The 16,777-nt window shown below is 34.0% G+C and carries 14 protein-coding genes; 7 read left to right on the plus strand and 7 right to left on the minus strand.

The window, feature by feature from the left end:
* Nucleotides 1-3 precede the first annotated feature (3 nt).
* Entirely contained in the window at nt 4-4,602 is a 4,599-nt protein-coding gene (locus IPN31_09865) for a translocation/assembly module TamB domain-containing protein (protein MBK8682193.1), read from the minus strand.
* A 179-nt stretch (nt 4,603-4,781) separates the two neighbouring features.
* On the opposite strand from IPN31_09865, the gene tsaD reads away from it, so the two are divergent.
* From tsaD to IPN31_09885, 4 genes are all read left to right on the plus strand, one after another.
* A complete protein-coding gene (gene tsaD, locus IPN31_09870) occupies nt 4,782-5,795 on the plus strand; it encodes a tRNA (adenosine(37)-N6)-threonylcarbamoyltransferase complex transferase subunit TsaD (protein ID MBK8682194.1) in 1,014 nt (337 codons plus the stop codon).
* Nucleotides 5,796-5,803: 8 nt separating this feature from the next.
* Nucleotides 5,804-6,229, plus strand: a complete 426-nt coding sequence (locus IPN31_09875) for a thioesterase family protein (GenBank protein MBK8682195.1) — start codon at nt 5,804-5,806, stop codon at nt 6,227-6,229.
* Nucleotides 6,230-6,291: 62 nt separating this feature from the next.
* Entirely contained in the window at nt 6,292-6,771 is a 480-nt protein-coding gene (locus IPN31_09880) for a hypothetical protein (protein ID MBK8682196.1), read from the plus strand.
* 218 nt (nt 6,772-6,989) lie between these two features.
* The gene (locus tag IPN31_09885) at nt 6,990-7,463 is read left to right on the plus strand and encodes an outer membrane beta-barrel protein (GenBank protein MBK8682197.1); all 474 of its coding nucleotides are present in this window, start codon (nt 6,990-6,992) and stop codon (nt 7,461-7,463) included.
* Between the two features lie 196 nt (nt 7,464-7,659).
* On the opposite strand, the gene IPN31_09890 is transcribed toward IPN31_09885, so the two are convergent.
* Nucleotides 7,660-7,833, minus strand: a complete 174-nt coding sequence (locus tag IPN31_09890; protein ID MBK8682198.1) for a hypothetical protein — start codon at nt 7,831-7,833, stop codon at nt 7,660-7,662.
* A 118-nt stretch (nt 7,834-7,951) separates the two neighbouring features.
* Between IPN31_09890 and IPN31_09895 the strand changes: the two genes are divergently transcribed.
* On the plus strand, nt 7,952-8,788 hold the full coding sequence (locus IPN31_09895; protein ID MBK8682199.1) for a DUF3667 domain-containing protein: 837 nt from the start codon (nt 7,952-7,954) through the stop codon (nt 8,786-8,788).
* Between the two features lie 19 nt (nt 8,789-8,807).
* Here IPN31_09895 and IPN31_09900 read toward each other — a convergent pair whose 3' ends face one another.
* The 5 genes from IPN31_09900 to IPN31_09920 form a co-directional block, all read right to left on the minus strand.
* On the minus strand, nt 8,808-10,214 hold the full coding sequence (locus IPN31_09900; protein ID MBK8682200.1) for an NAD(P)(+) transhydrogenase (Re/Si-specific) subunit beta: 1,407 nt from the start codon (nt 10,212-10,214) through the stop codon (nt 8,808-8,810).
* A gap of 60 nt (nt 10,215-10,274) precedes the next feature.
* Nucleotides 10,275-10,607: an NAD(P) transhydrogenase subunit alpha gene (locus IPN31_09905; protein MBK8682201.1), complete on the minus strand. Its 333-nt coding sequence runs from the start codon at nt 10,605-10,607 to the stop codon at nt 10,275-10,277.
* Nucleotides 10,608-10,611: 4 nt separating this feature from the next.
* Complete coding sequence (locus IPN31_09910; protein MBK8682202.1) at nt 10,612-11,745, minus strand: NAD(P) transhydrogenase subunit alpha; 1,134 nt, start codon at nt 11,743-11,745, stop codon at nt 10,612-10,614.
* Between the two features lie 137 nt (nt 11,746-11,882).
* Nucleotides 11,883-13,310, minus strand: a complete 1,428-nt coding sequence (locus tag IPN31_09915; protein ID MBK8682203.1) for an amidohydrolase — start codon at nt 13,308-13,310, stop codon at nt 11,883-11,885.
* A gap of 313 nt (nt 13,311-13,623) precedes the next feature.
* Complete coding sequence (locus tag IPN31_09920) at nt 13,624-14,052, minus strand: SRPBCC domain-containing protein (protein MBK8682204.1); 429 nt, start codon at nt 14,050-14,052, stop codon at nt 13,624-13,626.
* 312 nt (nt 14,053-14,364) lie between these two features.
* Here IPN31_09920 and IPN31_09925 point away from each other — a divergent pair, with 312 nt between their 5' ends.
* Nucleotides 14,365-15,414, plus strand: a complete 1,050-nt coding sequence (locus tag IPN31_09925) for a type II asparaginase (GenBank protein MBK8682205.1) — start codon at nt 14,365-14,367, stop codon at nt 15,412-15,414.
* 30 nt (nt 15,415-15,444) lie between these two features.
* Entirely contained in the window at nt 15,445-16,776 is a 1,332-nt protein-coding gene (locus tag IPN31_09930; protein ID MBK8682206.1) for an anaerobic C4-dicarboxylate transporter, read from the plus strand.
* Nucleotide 16,777 lies beyond the last annotated feature (1 nt).

The following is a 16,777-nucleotide window of genomic DNA, read 5'->3' on the forward strand; positions in this document are numbered from 1 at the left end:
ACTTTACTCTTTTTTCTTCCTTTCAAATAATTCACGGAACGAATCAAAGTCTTTTGAATATATTAAGCCAATGCCTGTTCTTGTATCATTTTTGGCGCTAATTAAATTATATTCAGAACGGCGGAAAGCTTTTACTCGAACTCTTCCATCGGCTGTAATTTTATATTCTACTTCAAAGTCACCGGCAAGTCCCGCTGATGAATTTGAGGCACTGGTGTTCTCATAACTATATACTCCACCGATAGTAACCACCAAAGCATTATCAAATAATTTTTGTTTTAATCCTAATTCCAATTCTGAAGTCTCATAGGAACTTAAATCACTTGAATTAGAAACTTTTCTATAACCCACATCTATTTCTGCATTTGGAAATATTTCAGATATCCAATCTGAAAAATAATTGGAAAGTTGGTTAGTAATAAAGTCAGTCATTGAGTTACTGATAGAGCCACCAATTGCTGTTGCTGCACCAAATTCTTTGGGTAAAAATTGATTTAACATAAGTAAACCGAAAACTTGTTTATTCAATTCATTCGGATCGGATTTTACTTCATTTAATCTAGTTTCAAATTCTGAAAGACCTCCTGATTTCTCATCAGGTACGTTTATATCAAATGTTATTTCAGGTGATTCAAGTGAGCCCTGTATCTTAATTAATACTTCTACTGTTACTGCTTTATTTGCCTCCTCAATTTGCTGCGATGTTAAAGGCATATCACTTATTAGATTATATTTTGTAACACGTTCTGCTGTATAAACCGCCACTAAATTCAGACTTGCCTTTAGTGGATCCCGGTCGAATAATATGGTGCCTCCTTCTCTTACTGTAAAGCTCTTTGTAGTTAAACCTTCAAAAGAAAAATCATAACTTCCTTCATTGATTTTTAACAATCCACTTATTTCCACTTTACCTTTAGAGTCTGCACTTACATTTAAGCTTCCGGTTCCACGACCACGAATAACATCTGTGCCGCCTGAATTCAACATTATACGAACCTCTGCATCTGGAGTAATTTCCAAACCCATATTAATTTTAACAAGTTGCTTTTCGCTAAATTCATTATCTGCAAGCGTGAATGATGTATCTTTTAAATTGACAAATTCAATAAAATCATTCTTTTTAATATTGCCAGATCCGTAAGCAGGGATATATACTGTCGAAAGTTTATCTTCATATCTTGCCGGTGTTGCTTGAATATCTACTTGCAAATTTTCTAATGGACCATTTATACTCATATCCACTTTACCAAGTGCATACCCCCAAAAATCTTTATTTTCTTTTGAGGTAGTTTCCATGATTAATATATATCCGGAATTGAAATTAAAATCTTGGAAATTCCAGTTGCTGAAATGGTCGTGTGTTATATTTCCTGATATATAACCCATGTTTTCATATTTATCAAAAATTTGATTTGGTGTTAAGTAAATTTTATTTGGTTCAATCTCAATTTTCTGAAAATTAAAATGATATTTTACACCGAGATAATCGAATTTCATCCCGCCATTTTTCATTTCTAAAACACCTTTCATATCTAATTTTGACAAGGGGCCTTTCACCGTAACATTGCCATACATATCTCCATCGAAATCTGAAAATAAACCTTGAGTAAATGGTTCTAAAACTTTCAACGGCACTTTGCCAATATCCATAACTAAATTAAGAGAATCTATTTCTCCTCTATGATAATACCCATATCCCCGCATGCTATTATCCCCACGCAAAATCAAATTAAATTGGAGATTAGGATTTGGATCAATCATGGATGCTGTTAAATTCACATTGCCAATTTTCTGATTATATATATAGAGATTATCTACAGTGGCAAGTGCTATAATATCGGGATTACTGAAATCGCCGGCAATGTTCAATTTTGCATTTAATATACCTTTGAAAACGGTGGTATCATAACCTGCCAAAGTAGACAAATCAGAAATATTAAATTTTTGGATTTCTAATTTTAATAAGTTTCCAGTTTTAGCATCATTTTCACTGGTAAGGCTTACAGTTCTTTCTCCATTACGCAATGTAAAATTTTGAGCCTGCACAGTTTTATAATCATACTTTAAAGTATTATTGGTTTCAATATCCCATCTTTCATTATTTATATAAATTTCAGAAGGCAAAATATTTAAAGAAATCAAGCTATCATCAAGAACCATAGTGCTTGTTAGATTTAATCTTTCAGGATCGGTATCTTTTCCCATTTTAAGATTGAAATCAATGGTTTTATTTTTAAAATTTCCTTCTAATACAGTTTGGGGAACAGTATATGTTTCAGTCATAGCAATCTCTTTTACTTTTCCAAAAAAGTTGAGTTCTTCTTTATCTGAAACTACTTCAATTGCCAGGTTCCGAAATGCCTTTCCACCATATTTAATATTTTTCGCTTGCACTCTGGCAAACATTTCATATTTATCTGTATTCAAACTTCCACTAATCTTGATATTGGAAAATGAATCTAAAGCCGGATAAATCAAATGCACAATCGGTGTTAAGTCACCAGTAGTTATTTCAAAATCTAATTGTTGTTCTGTATCTGTTGCAGTGATTTCACGTACTTCACCATTGATAAAATAAGCAAACATATTTTTAAGTGAATTCCCAAATGTATTCAAATTAAAATTTCCATTTAGAGTTGCATTAATGCTGTCTGATTTAATTTCCAATACATGTTTAAAATTGTCGGAAGATGCAATTATAGATATAGAATCTATTATTTCCTCACCTAATTGTGTAGTTATTTTGGTGTTATTAATATTTGTGGTGCCATCTATATTATTTAATTCATTTCCTGCAAGATTTACATTCATTTCTGTGGTGAACGAAAATGGTTGATCGTATAAATGCAAAGTATAGAGATCAATATTTTTTACATCCGCATAAAAATCATATTTATGAATTTCACTATTCAAATCTATCTTTCCTGAAAATTCAAAATTTGCATTTGTATCAGCTACACTTAAATTGCCCTCAAAAAATTTATCTGATACAGTTCCATTAATAGTAACATTGTTATAATTATAATTATTGATTTCAGCATCTGTAATTGTAGCTTCCACTTTTGCATTTAATGTAGCGAGTGTGAGCCCATTTCCTGAAAAACTTGCCGTTGTAGAAAGATTGCCGAAAGTAGAATCGCTTAATAATTTTCCGATGTTAAGATTGGTAGTAGATATCCTACCACTATACTGGGCAATTTTTGCTTGAGTAATATTTTTAAAATTAAAATCTGCTTTCACTTTTCCAATGGAAGTTGCAATATCCCCATACAAAACAAAGTCCGAAATAAAGCCCGTAAATTTTCCAACAAACATTACATCACCTAAATTTTGAATTTGCTCTGAAGTTTTAATATTTATTTGTCCGAGTTGTGTTGTGCGTATGTTTAAGGGTTTAAAATCCGCATCAATAAATAAGTGGTCAACCGATGGCAATCCTTTTATTTTAATATCACCTACTACAGCTATTGCACCATTCAGATTTGCATTTAATTGTTTTATGCGCAAGTTGCTGATAGGGCCTTTTACAATACCATTTATTAATAGTTCTCCATCATACTTAGCAAGTGAAGATGAAAAATATGCAAGGTCTTTTATTTGCAATTTAGTATCGTTTAAATTTGCCTCAAAACGCACATCATCATATAATCGATCGAAATCATTGAGAGTGCTATAAGTTAGAGATAAGCTATCACGGATAACAGAATTTGGTGTTTCAAGTAATAAATTATTGATTGTAATTTCATTACCGGAAAAAAGTGTTTTGCCTGTTAGTTTATTTAAGGTGAATCCACTTTTTTCTTTTAGAGATAAGCCATTAATAAAAGTAGTAATTGTATCTCCTGCATAAATAAATTGTTCAAAATCCAGATTGATTTCCCGCAAATCCAAATCATCAAAATTTATTGCTGTTGATTCATCATTCTTGTTGTTATTTATATAAACAAGTGAGCAATTTTCTAATTGAATTGCATTGGCTTCTATAATCCATTTTCCTAGTGCTATAGAAACATAATCGTAGTTAGGAATTGTATCTGATGGATCAAAAACTTCAGGGATGGTATCCAACAAATTAGTAAGCTTAACGTCCGCACCTGTTAATCGAATTGATTCAAATCCTAAAATTCCGGTTTGAGTATTAATTTTATTTGCCAAAATTTCTCCTGATTCCAAATAATAATCGCTGGATGTAAATTCCAAATCATCATACATTGAAAAATGAACTTTTTCGAGTACAACTTTCTTAAAATTCAAATCAACTATACTGCTACTTTCTGATGTTGAAGTATCTGAACTTGCGAATGCATCAATTGCAAACTGATAATTAAAAACGGTGTCCGGATTTTTGCGATAAATATTTACACGAGCGTTATGCAGTTCAATATTTCTCAGTCTGAAAGCAGGTTTAAACGGATTTATATTGCGTATACCTATTGCAAGATTTTCGCAATACAATAACGTATCCCCTTGTTGATCTTCAACATAAAATCCTTTTAACTCTACATGATCAAATACATTTATATCCACTTTTTCAAGTGTAACTTTTGTTTCTAATTTCTTACTGAGAAATTGAACAGTTTTTGCAGCTGTCCAAGATTGCACAGCAGGGATTTGTAATATTAAAATCACAACTATAAGAATTGATAGTAATACAAGCAATGTTGTAAAAAATACTTTTCTTACAATTTTAAATATATGTTGGAAATTAGTTGTACTCGACATCAAGGTTCAGCAGCGGATAACTTAACTTTACGAAGGTAGTTAACAAAAATTATACTGAATTGAAAGTATTGGGGATAGAAACGTCTTGCGATGAAACAAGTGCAGCAATTTTCAATGATGGGAAATTGCTTTCTAATGTAATTGCCACGCAGGAAATACATACAAAATGGGGTGGGGTAGTTCCCGAGTTGGCTTCCCGAGCCCATCAAAAAAATATAATCCCTGTGGTAAATGAAGCCTTGGAAAAAGCAGATTGCAAATTGGAAGAATTGGATGGTATTGCTTTTACACAAGGTCCGGGATTGCTGGGTGCATTGATGGTGGGTGTGAATTATGCTAAGGGATTATCGCTCGCTTTAAATAAACCTTTGATTGCAGTGCACCACATGCAGGCACATATTTTAGCACACTTTATAGAAGCACCTTATCCTGAATTTCCGTTTTTATGCTTAACGGTTTCTGGCGGTCATACTCAAATAGTTTTGGTGCGTGATTTTAATAATATGGAAATTCTAGGACATACAATTGATGATGCTGCTGGCGAAGCTTTTGATAAGGCAGCAAAGATGTTAGGACTTCCATATCCCGGTGGACCTTTAGTTGATAAGATGGCGAAAGATGGAGATCCAAATGCATTCACTTTTGCAAAGCCTCGCATGCAGGGATTTAATTATAGTTTCAGTGGATTAAAAACTTCTATTTTATATTTTCTGAATGATCGAGTTGCAAAAGATTCTGAATTTATTTCAAAAAATATTTCAGGATTATGCGCTTCTATTCAAAAAACTATTACAGATATTTTATTAGATAAACTTGTTTTAGCTGCAAAGGAATATCAAATTAAATCTATTGCTTTGGCAGGTGGTGTTTCAGCAAATTCTTATTTAAGAAATGCCTTCACTCAATTGGGGAAACAAAATCAATGGCAAACATTTATTCCTGCATTTGAATATTGCACCGACAATGCCGGCATGATTGCAATAGCCGGTTATTATAAATTAAAGGCTAATAAAATTGCCTCTTTATCAATAACACCGAAAGCAAGGATACCCGGATTAGAAACTGAAATATAATTTTTATTATGACGAGAATTCATATTGAACAACCCGAAAAATATTTATTTAAAACAGAAATTGCAGTTCGGATAACGGATTTGAATTACGGGAATCATTTGGCCAACGATAGCATGCTGAGTATAATCCATGAAGCAAGGGTGCAATTTTTATATGAATTGGGATATTCAGAAAAAGATGTGGAAGGCACCGGACTTATTATGGGTGATGTTGCAATTCAATATAAAGCTGAAGCATTTTATGGTGAAATACTTCAAATAGAAATTGGGGTAAGTGATATAACCCGTGTTGCTTTTGATATTATTTATAAAATTCAAACACAAAATAAATTAATTGCCATTGCGAAAACCGGAATGGTTTGCTATGATTACACTAATAAAAAAATAGCCAATGTGCCTTTAGTATTCAAAGAAAAAATTGATATAGATAATTAATGTAAGTCGGTCTGATTGTATTATTTAATTCTTCATTTTACTTTTCTATAAAATATATAATTATGAAAAAAATTATATTCTTCTTAATAGCGGCAGGTTCTTTCATGACCTCTCAATTATATTCGCAAACAAATTTAGGCATCCGTATCGGCGGATGGTCTGACTTGGGGGCTGAAATTTCTTATCAAAACAAATTAAGCAACGGCGAACGGATAGAATTAGACGCAGGTTTTGGAGCAGGGGGTGGTACAACTAATTCCATCGAATTTTCCTTGGTAGGTATTTATCAATGGATGTTTTCTTTTGAGAATGGATTAGGCTGGTATATTGGACCGGGTGCAAGTTTTGGATTTTTTTATTATGAACTTGCTATTGAAGATTATGATAAATTCTACATGGCAGTAAACGGACAGGTTGGATTAGAATATAATTTTCAGTTTCCTATTCAATTAAGTGTTGACTATCGTCCGGGTATTTCACTTAATGGAGGCAACTGGATAAATAATTATGGCATAGGAATTCGATGGAGATTCGGGGGTTAATATTTCATATGTTGCTTACTACATTTTTTATTGAATTCAGATACAAAATAAATGAATTGCCATTGCAAAACAGAAATGGTTTGTTACAATTATTCTATTATAAGAATTTCGTTAGTGCCTAAAATAATTTACGATATTTTGGAAATGAAGCGTTAATTCACAATCTATTGTTTATTGGATTAATGTATTCCATTTATTTTTGAAACAAATTTATACAAATGAAAAAAATCGTTTTATTATTAATAGTAATTGCAGGTTCATTTTTATCCTCGCAATTGTATTCTCAAACCAATTTAGGTGTACGCCTTGGTGGATGGAACGGCTATGGAGCTGAAGTTTCTTATCAGGGTCCTATTGGTTCTGGAAACCGTTTAGAAGCTGACTTAGGTATTCGTTCTGGAAATGGATACTCCGGATTTTCTTTAGTGGGTATTTATCAGTGGACGTTTGCTTTGGAAGATGGTTTCGGCTGGTATGTTGGACCGGGAGCAAGTCTTGGTGTTTGGAGTTATGATGATGTAAGCAGTGATGATGATGGTTTTTTTCTTGGTGTAAATGGACAGATCGGGTTAGAATACAATTTCACTTTCCCTATTCAACTTTCTATTGATTATCGTCCGGGTATTTCAATTACCGGTGGTGGTTGGTTTAATGACTTTGGCTTTGGTATCCGCTGGAGATTCGGCGGTTAATAGTTCACATTTTAATAATTAGACCGGTAAAAGAGTCTTTCATTTCTGTAATAGTATTTTCAGAAAAACGAAAGATTGTTTTCCCGGTTTTTTTATTCTAAATATTTACCCACAATAAGATGTAAAATTCTTTTGGTGCAATGCAAAGTGTAATGCATTGAATACTTTGCTTTTTTTAAAAGAGGAGAAAAGAGTACTAATCAGTAAGCACTCCAAATGCAATTTCTAAAAATTGTACCATCACAATTGTTAAGCTCACTCTAAAACATTTGTTGTTTTGTGCATGCACTTTTAGAATTGTATTGATATACGTTTCATGAAACCCAACTTCTATTTTTACTTTTTCAATAATTAAAGTGGCGTAAAACAAACTTTGATATCTGTTGACTTTTGAGGAAAGCTAAAAATACTTCGTATTCATCAATCGAAGTGCGTTTGTTTGGGTCACAACAAGGATCACTTTGGTGGTCCTTGTTTATTTTTGAGCAATGGAAAAAAATTGCCCTTCATGTAACAGCGAATTTACCGGCAACTATTGTAGTAATTGTGGCGAAAAACAAATGTTACCACATGAGAGAACTATGCGTTATTATATTGGTCGTGTAATCAATTCCATTACGTTTGCTGAATCCAAAATGTTGAATACATTTTGGACGATCATTAGAAAACCCGGAACAGTAACAAACGATTTCAGTAAAGGCCGCCGCATTGTTTATAGTTCTCCAATTGGCTTGTTTTTTATTGGCAACTTAATTTATTTCTTAATACCTTTTTTAGAAACGTTTAATACCACACTAAATGTGCATACTACTATGATGCCCTACAGTGCATTTGCTAATAAACAGGTGAATAAAAAAATTGAACAACGTGAAGTGTCTTTGGAGGAATATGAAAAATCTTTTAATGCAGCTACCAATTCCAATGCAAAACTGATGTTAATCATTATGGTGTTTTTGGTATGTTTCGGACTTGCCATTATTTGCCGTAAACAGGATAAGTTTTTCGGAGATTATTTTATTCTATCTCTCGAAATAAATATATATAACTTGTTTGTAAATACAATTTTACTTGGATTGTTATTATATCCAATTGTTTACCTGTTTGCATTTTTAGGAGTGGATTTAGAACCTTATTTAAACGACAAAATAATAACTATAGTTATTTTAATCTCTTTAAGTATTTTTTTATTTGCCGCTATTAAAAAAGCGATTCAGGTTTCAAATTTAAGTGCAGCGTTACGCTGTTTGATGATGTTGGTTTGGATAGGAATTAGTCTTCAAACTTATCGCTTCTTATTATTTTTAATTACTTATCTCACTGTATAGAATTCAATTACAAATTGGATTATATATTTTTTATTTCAGTAATTAATTTTTCCAATGTTGCTTTTGCATCGCCGAATAGCATACTTGTTTTTGGATCGTAGAATAATTCATTTTCAATACCCGCATATCCTTTAGCCATACTGCGTTTCATCACTACAATATTCTTTGCTTTATTTGCTTGAATTATCGGCATACCATAAATAGGAGAAGCAGGATCAGTTTCTGCCGCAGGATTCACTACATCATTTGCACCGATTACAATTACTACATCTGTATTTGGTAAAATACTATTCACTTCTTCCATCTCTTTCATTTTCGGATAAGGTACATCTGCTTCTGCAAGCAACACATTCATATGTCCGGGCATACGACCGGCAACAGGGTGAATTGCAAATTCTACATCCACACCTTTTTCTTCCAATACTTTTTCAAACTCATGACATACATGTTGTGCTTGCGCAACTGCTAAACCATAACCCGGAACAATAATTACTTTATTTGCATAGCTGCAAAGAATTGCTGTGTCCGTTACACTGGTTTCCCGAATAGAAAGTCCTTCTGTATTTTTTGCAACACCACCACCTGCACTAAATGCACCAATAATCACATTCCATAAGGAGCGGTTCATAGCCTTACACATTAATATAGTGAGAATAGTGCCTGCTGAACCAACAAGAATACCACCTGTTAGCATCACTTGATTATCATATAAAAATCCTCCGAATGCTGCAGCAACTCCTGTAAATGAATTGAGCAAAGAAATAACAACCGGCATATCTGCACCACCAATTGGCATTACGAATAATACACCATATAACAATGAAGCACCAAATATTATCCAGATAACATTATCACCTAATACATCAGGATTTACCGATGCATATATTATCAACCCAAGTATGGCGAATACAAAAATATTATTGAAGTATTGTTGAAACTTGTTTCCAAAATCTTTAATCTTTCCCTCCAACTTTCCATAAGCAATCATACTACCTGCAAACGAAACAGCACCGATCATCAATCCCAGAAATATAATTAGACGCTCACCCCATAAATCAGGATGATGTGTACTCATTTCTACTATTCCAATAATTGCTGCACATGCACCACCCATTCCATTAAAGAAGGAAACCATTTGAGGCATTGCAGTCATCTTAATTCGCATTGCCATCAACCAACCAATTACAGTTCCCACGGCAATACCGCCGAATATAAATCCGAGATTTCCGATACGTTCTATTTCACCGGTGTGTTCATTGTAATCTTCATGAAAAAAAATAGTTGCAATAATTGCGATGACCATACCGAATGCGGCATATAAATTTCCTTTACGTGCTTTGTCCGGACTTGCCAGCATTTTTAATCCAATAATAAAAGATATGGAGCCGATGAGATAACAAATTTTGAGTATTTCGAGGTTAGACATTCTGAATATTTTATTTCTTGATTGAAGTTTCTTGTAATAATTATTTGCCTGAAAGCGAGATTATTTTTTTTCTTTTTTCTTAAACATTTCAAGCATGCGATTGGTAACCACAAATCCGCCAACCACATTTAATGTTCCCAATACCACTGCTATAAAGCCAAGTACAAGTGCTAGATAATTATCCGGACTTGCATGACCCATAACAATGATGGAACCCACTATAACTACACCATGAATGGCATTGGCTCCACTCATTAAAGGTGTATGTAAAATTGCAGGCACATTGCTGATTAATTCCACTCCCAAAAAAGCGGCGAGCAATAAAATAAATAGGATATCCCATACATCTAAACATGGGAGAAATCCAGTACATATATCTTGTAGTAATAGCATTGTATTAAGCGTTTACGGTTATTAAATTTTTTACTCGCTCGTTTTTTATTTCTTGTTGATAAGAAATGCAAGTCCCAGTTATCAAATCATCTTCCCAATTCAGATTAATATTTCCTTCTTTATCAATCATGATTTTTAAAAAGTTGATGATGTTTTTTCCAAACATTTTGGATGCATCATAAGGCATAGTTGAAGCTAAACCTGAATCACCAATAATGGTAACACCATGCACCTGAATTATTTTTCCATTTTCTGTTAATTCGCAATTGCCTCCTGTGGATGCAGCGAGATCTACAATAACAGAACCCGGTTTCATTTTTTCAACGGTTTCCTTTTGAATTAATATTGGGGCTTTGCGACCCGGTATTTGTGCAGTACAAATTATTACATCAGATTTAGCTGCATGTTCCTGCACTGTTTCCTGCTGGCGTTTTTTAAATTCTTCACTTTGTTCTACTGCATATCCACCAGCACTTTTATCTTCGGTTGCACCTTCCACATCTACGAACTTTGCACCTAAAGAAAGTACTTCTTCTCTTGCTGCTTGTCGCACATCAGATGCTTCCACCACACCTCCCAATCTTTTCGCAGTTGATATAGCTTGTAATCCTGCAACACCTGCACCCAACACTAAAATTTTAGCAGGGGTAATTGTACCTGCGGCAGTCATAAACATGGGGAAAAATTTTGGTAAATGGGTAGCTGCCATCAGCACAGCTTTATAGCCGGATACCGTTGCCATGCTGGATAAAATATCCATAGCTTGAGCTCGTGTTGTTCTTGGAATTACATCTAAACTAAATGCACTCACTTTTGCAGAAAGACATTCTTTTACAAATGCAGTATTCACTAATGGATTAAAACCACCAATCAAAACTTTTCCATCAAGCATGTTTAAATCAGAAGCAGGCAATGGGTTTATGCAAAGCAACATATCCGCTTTGTTCAATATGCTTTGTCTGTCTGTTATCTCCGCACCTTTAGCAACATAATCAGAATCAGGATAGCTGGCTTTGATGCCTGCACCTGCTTCAACCAATATTTTTTCTGCTTTAAGGCTAAGTAGTTGAGGGATATGTTCAGGAGTTGCTGCAACACGATTGTCGCTTGAACCTTCCCCCAGAATTCCAATAATCATTCAGTTTTTTTTAGGTGGCGTAAAGATAAGTAAAGAAATTTTTGCTTTTTTCTTAATGAAACTCATCCTCAACTTAACAAGGAAAACATATTGAGCTAAACGATGATGTTATACTTGTATTAATAAAAAGAAAAATATTATTCTCTTATTTTCGGTGGACCTTCAGGCAATAATGGCACCCAAACTTTATCGCCTTTACGCATTTCAAATTCTGCCCTTATTTCATTCCGTAGGTTTTCATCTTCAAATAAATCTACCATTGTCATTGCCATTGCTTTTGATGCGAATAACATTCCTTTATGACCAATACTCATTCCTCCACACGCAACTACTACCCAAGAATGCCAGGGTGATTTAAATGGTGCCGTGGTAACTACTAATCCAATTTCTGGTACAATCCAACTCACATCTCCAACATCTGTGGAGCCACCTTCCGGATGTTCAAATGTTGCTTCAATTGGATTTATTTTTCCACTTATTCCTTTCTCTTCATTTCCATTTGATTTCATAATCATGTTTGCAAATTCAATTTCTTCATTGGTGTAAGTGATTGGTCCTAATATTTCCAGATTTTTTTGCATCGCTTCAGCACCTTTCATATTAATAAGTACTTCGTACAAGCCGGAATTCATCGTGAGTTCATAATCTACACCCGCCATCAAAGCAGCACCTTGTGCAATATCTTTCATGCGTTCAAGCAAAATGGAAATGTCAGATTGTGTATCATCACGCAACCAAATCCAAACAGATGCTTTATCGGGAATTACATTAGGTGCTTCACCTCCTTCTAGATATACATAATGCATGCGTGCAGTTGGGCGCACATGTTCACGATAAAAATTAATGCCTGTTGTAAATAATTCAGCAGCGTCCAATGCACTTCTACCATTCCATGGGTCAAGGGCAGCATGCGCACTTTTTCCTTTAAACGAAACTGTATAATCAATAACAGCCTTACTGCTTTGTGTATTTGCTTTTATTTCATAATCCGGATGCCAGTCTAGACAAACATCCAAATCATTAAATAAACCGGCTCTTGCCATATACACTTTGCCGGCGTAATCTTCTTCCGCAGGAGTACCATAAAAACGAATTGTGCCTTTTATTTTTTCCTGTACCATCAATTCTTTAATTGCAATTGCAGCACCTAAACTTGCAGCTCCAAACATATTATGTCCGCAACCATGACCCGGTGCATTTTCTTCCAAAGGTGTTTTATAAGGAACAGCTTGTTGCGATAATCCCGGCAATGCATCAAACTCTCCAAGTATTCCGATGATTGGTTTTCCACTGCCGTATTCAGCAATAAATGCTGTTGGTATATCTGCTGCATTGCGGGTTACTTTAAATCCTTGTGCTTCTGCATAATCGGCAAGCATTTCTGATGACTTATATTCTTTCATTGACATTTCTGCAAATGCCCAAATGCTATCGCTCATGCTAATCATTTGTGGTGCATTGTTATCAATCGTATTTATAGCTTCTTTTTTATTGTTTGAAATCTGAGCTGATAATATGATACTATTCAGCATGACAAAGCTTAAGAATGAATAACGAATATGCATGGCTATTTTCTTGTAAGAATAATCAATTAATTCTGAATATTTACGGGGTTATCTTAAGGCTAAAAAATTTAATAACTAAAAATTACTGACATCTTATTAAAGACTTTTTAACTGTTGCTTGTAGTTTTAGCATTCAACTTTTGGTGTGAAATAAAAACCATAATTGCCATTAGTGCAATTGAAACTCAAATTAAAAACTCAACAGAAATTAATATTTTAAAACCTCTATTAAACTAATGTAAATGTATTCGTATTTTTTATTTGTATAGTATTCATTATAAAAAGTGCTAATTAAAAAGAGAAGGCTGATTACTTATTTTCTCAAATTAATTCCTGTATATAAAAATGCTTTAAGCGAACAAGCGAAATCTGTCCAACCTTGTGTTTGGCCCAAAGCAGTTTGAACGCCTTCTTTAGTAAATTCAAATGCACTTTCTGTAATATCAATAGTGGAATGATTCTCATCAATAGAAAACAATTTAATAGTAACCCGACCATATTGTTTTCCATTGGAACTCCAATCAAATCGTATCTCGCTGTTCTCAATTATTTTAAGTACTTCTACCTCACTTGAAACACCTGCATCTCCAAATGTCCATATTATTTTTGCACCTTCGGAAAGATTGCCACTGGCATTAGATGTAAAAAATTTTGTCAATTTTTTTGCATTTACAATTGCATCAAATACATTTTCTATACTTTCAGAAATTTGGTATTTAACATGTACTTCAACCTTTTCCATATTATTTTAATATTATTTATTTATCGAATAATGTAAAGTAATTATACTACCTGAAAAAGTATGTGATTACATTTAATACTAATTAGTTTGTTCAGCAATATTAATAAATGCAGATAAATTACTTCAAAGTATAACCAGATTAATCAGAATAAATTGAATGCAAGGCAAATACATATCGTGTAATTATAGAAAAAAAAAATCTACTTTTACCTCTGATTAGGTATCGCATTTTCTATGCATTTACTGCATAACCATCCTTCCCTATGTTGAATAAATTTCAATCTAAAAATTAATAATTCTAAAAAAAATGCTATGAAAAAGTTATCGAGTTTTTTAATTCTTATTTTATTTGTGGTTACACTGCATGCAGAGGATTTACCTCATATTGTTATTCTCGCAACTGGCGGAACCATTGCCGGTGCTGCCCCTACTGAAGTGCAATCGGGTTATCAATCCGGGCAGGTAGGCGTAGATATTTTAATTAATGCAGTTCCTCAATTAAAAGAAATTGCTATAGTAACCGGTGAACAAATTTCTAATGTTGGAAGCCAGAATATGAGCGACGAAATCTGGTTGAAATTAGTAAAGCGTATCAATGAATTATTGGCTTTAGATGATGTAGATGGAATCGTAATTACACATGGTACTGATACTATGGAAGAAACTGCTTATTTCCTAAACTTAACCGTAAAATCTGAAAAGCCAGTTGTACTTACTTGTTCGATGCGTCCATCAACAGCATTAAGTGCTGATGGTCCATTGAATATTTATAATGCAGTTGCTGTCGCTGGTAGCAAAGAATCTATAGGCCGTGGTGTGATGGTAGTTGTAAATGATAGAATTCATACAGGTCGTGCTGTTGTTAAAGCAAGCACAACTGCTGTAGAAACATTTATTTCACCATTAGTTGGTCCATTGGGAACAGTGAATTATGGTGAAATTAATTATATTGATATGCCAGATAAAAAACATACAACTCAAACTATTTTTAAAGTAGACAAATTAAATAGTTTACCAAGAGTTGATATTATCGCAATCTATGAAGGTGCTACCGGTGATTTAATCAGAGCATCGGTTGATTTAGGAGCAAAAGGAATTGTTACTGCTGGTATGGGTAATGGTAACCTGACTGATGATTGTGTGAAAGCTTTGGAATATGCAAGAAGTAAGGGTGTAGTAGTTGTTCGTGCTTCTCGTGTGTTAACAGGTTTTGTTGATAGAGATATCGAATTGGATGATGATGCATTAGGGTTTATTGCTTCTTATGAACTTATTCCTTCAAAAGCAAGAGTGCTTTTAAGACTATCATTATTAACTACAAATGATCCTGCTACAATTCAGGAATACTATGCTGAATATTAATATTGCAATTTTTAATTAAAAGGCGTACGAATGATCTGGATTGAATTACTTATTCTTTTAACCTGCATTGTAATCGGTGCACGACTTGGTGGAATTGCGCTTGGTACAATGGGTGGAATTGGATTAGTAATTCTTGTATTTATTTTCGGACTTCCACCGGGATCACCTCCCGGAATTGTATTGGGAATGATCATCGCCGTAATCACTGCATTGGCAACAATGCAATCTGCCGGTGGTCTGGATTATTTAATTGGGTTTGCAACGAAAGTGATGCGTAAAAAACCGCAGTATATCACTTTTGTTGCACCTTTTGTTACCTTCTTTCTCATATTGGCAAGCGGTACACAACATGTTATCTATGCATTGCTTCCCGTAATTTCTGAAGTATCCACCAAAGCGGGCATTCGACCTGAGCGACCACTTTCAATAAGTGTTATCGCATCTATGTTTGGATTAATTTCTTCACCTATCAGTGCTGCAACAGTTGCCTTGATAGCAGTATTAACTTCTTATGATGTGAATCTGCTTCAGATAATGATGGTAATTATTCCTTCTTCTATTTTAGGTTTAACTGTCGGAACATTATCAGTGGCATGGCGGGGAAAAAATTTAGCAGATGATGCAGAGTATCAGGAAAAATTAAAATCAGGAAAAATTCAAATAAGCGATGATGCAGTTGAAATGGCCAAAGAAAAAATTGGCAATGCACGCAATTCATTGTTTGTTTTTTTAATTGCTATTGTAGCGGTTGTTATCATTGGAATATTCCCGCAATTGCGTCCAAGCTATGAATTATTTACCGGTGAAGGGTCATTAATTGAACAGTTAGAAATGGGTGATGCAATCATGATTATCATGCTTGCTGCTGCGGGAATTATGATGATATTCTTTAAAGCTAAACCTGCAGATGCTGTTAAAGGAAGTATCATGAGTGGTGGTGTTGTTGCTATCATTTCTATACTTGGTGTTTCATGGATGGGATCTTCTTTTTTTGAAGGAAACAGAATAGAAATTGTATCCGGAATTTCTAGTTTAATTGAACAGGCTCCCTGGGTACTTGCTCTTGGGCTGTTTGTTTTGTCAATGTTATTATTTAGTCAGGCAGCTACGGTTGTTACACTAATGCCGGTAGCTGTTGCACTCGGTATGCCGTTGTGGATTTTGCTTGCAGTGTATCCTGCGGTGAATGGATTTTTCTTTTTGCCAACTTACGGAACACTGCTTGCCGCAGTTTCATTTGACCGGACAGGTACAACACGTATTGGAAAATATTTATTAAACCACAGTTTTATGCTTCCCGGAATTGTAACCTTAATTGCCACAACTCTTTTTGCTTTTTTAATCAGTTCAATTGTTATATAAA

The sequence above is a fragment of the Bacteroidota bacterium genome (genome assembly GCA_016715425.1).
Lineage (GTDB): Bacteria > Bacteroidota > Bacteroidia > Chitinophagales > BACL12 > JADKAC01.

What these genes read in the sequence shown, in the direction of transcription:
- IPN31_09875 (MBK8682195.1), top strand. Translation starts at nt 5,804, where the DNA reads ATGACGAGAATTCATATTGAACAACCCGAAAAATATTTATTTAAAACA.
- IPN31_09880 (MBK8682196.1), top strand. Translation starts at nt 6,292, where the DNA reads ATGAAAAAAATTATATTCTTCTTAATAGCGGCAGGTTCTTTCATGACC.
- IPN31_09885 (MBK8682197.1), top strand. Translation starts at nt 6,990, where the DNA reads ATGAAAAAAATCGTTTTATTATTAATAGTAATTGCAGGTTCATTTTTA.
- IPN31_09895 (MBK8682199.1), top strand. Translation starts at nt 7,952, where the DNA reads ATGGAAAAAAATTGCCCTTCATGTAACAGCGAATTTACCGGCAACTAT.
- IPN31_09900 (MBK8682200.1), bottom strand. Translation starts at nt 10,214, where the DNA reads ATGTCTAACCTCGAAATACTCAAAATTTGTTATCTCATCGGCTCCATA.
- IPN31_09905 (MBK8682201.1), bottom strand. Translation starts at nt 10,607, where the DNA reads ATGCTATTACTACAAGATATATGTACTGGATTTCTCCCATGTTTAGAT.
- IPN31_09910 (MBK8682202.1), bottom strand. Translation starts at nt 11,745, where the DNA reads ATGATTATTGGAATTCTGGGGGAAGGTTCAAGCGACAATCGTGTTGCA.
- IPN31_09915 (MBK8682203.1), bottom strand. Translation starts at nt 13,310, where the DNA reads ATGCATATTCGTTATTCATTCTTAAGCTTTGTCATGCTGAATAGTATC.
- IPN31_09920 (MBK8682204.1), bottom strand. Translation starts at nt 14,052, where the DNA reads ATGGAAAAGGTTGAAGTACATGTTAAATACCAAATTTCTGAAAGTATA.
- IPN31_09925 (MBK8682205.1), top strand. Translation starts at nt 14,365, where the DNA reads ATGAAAAAGTTATCGAGTTTTTTAATTCTTATTTTATTTGTGGTTACA.
- IPN31_09930 (MBK8682206.1), top strand. Translation starts at nt 15,445, where the DNA reads ATGATCTGGATTGAATTACTTATTCTTTTAACCTGCATTGTAATCGGT.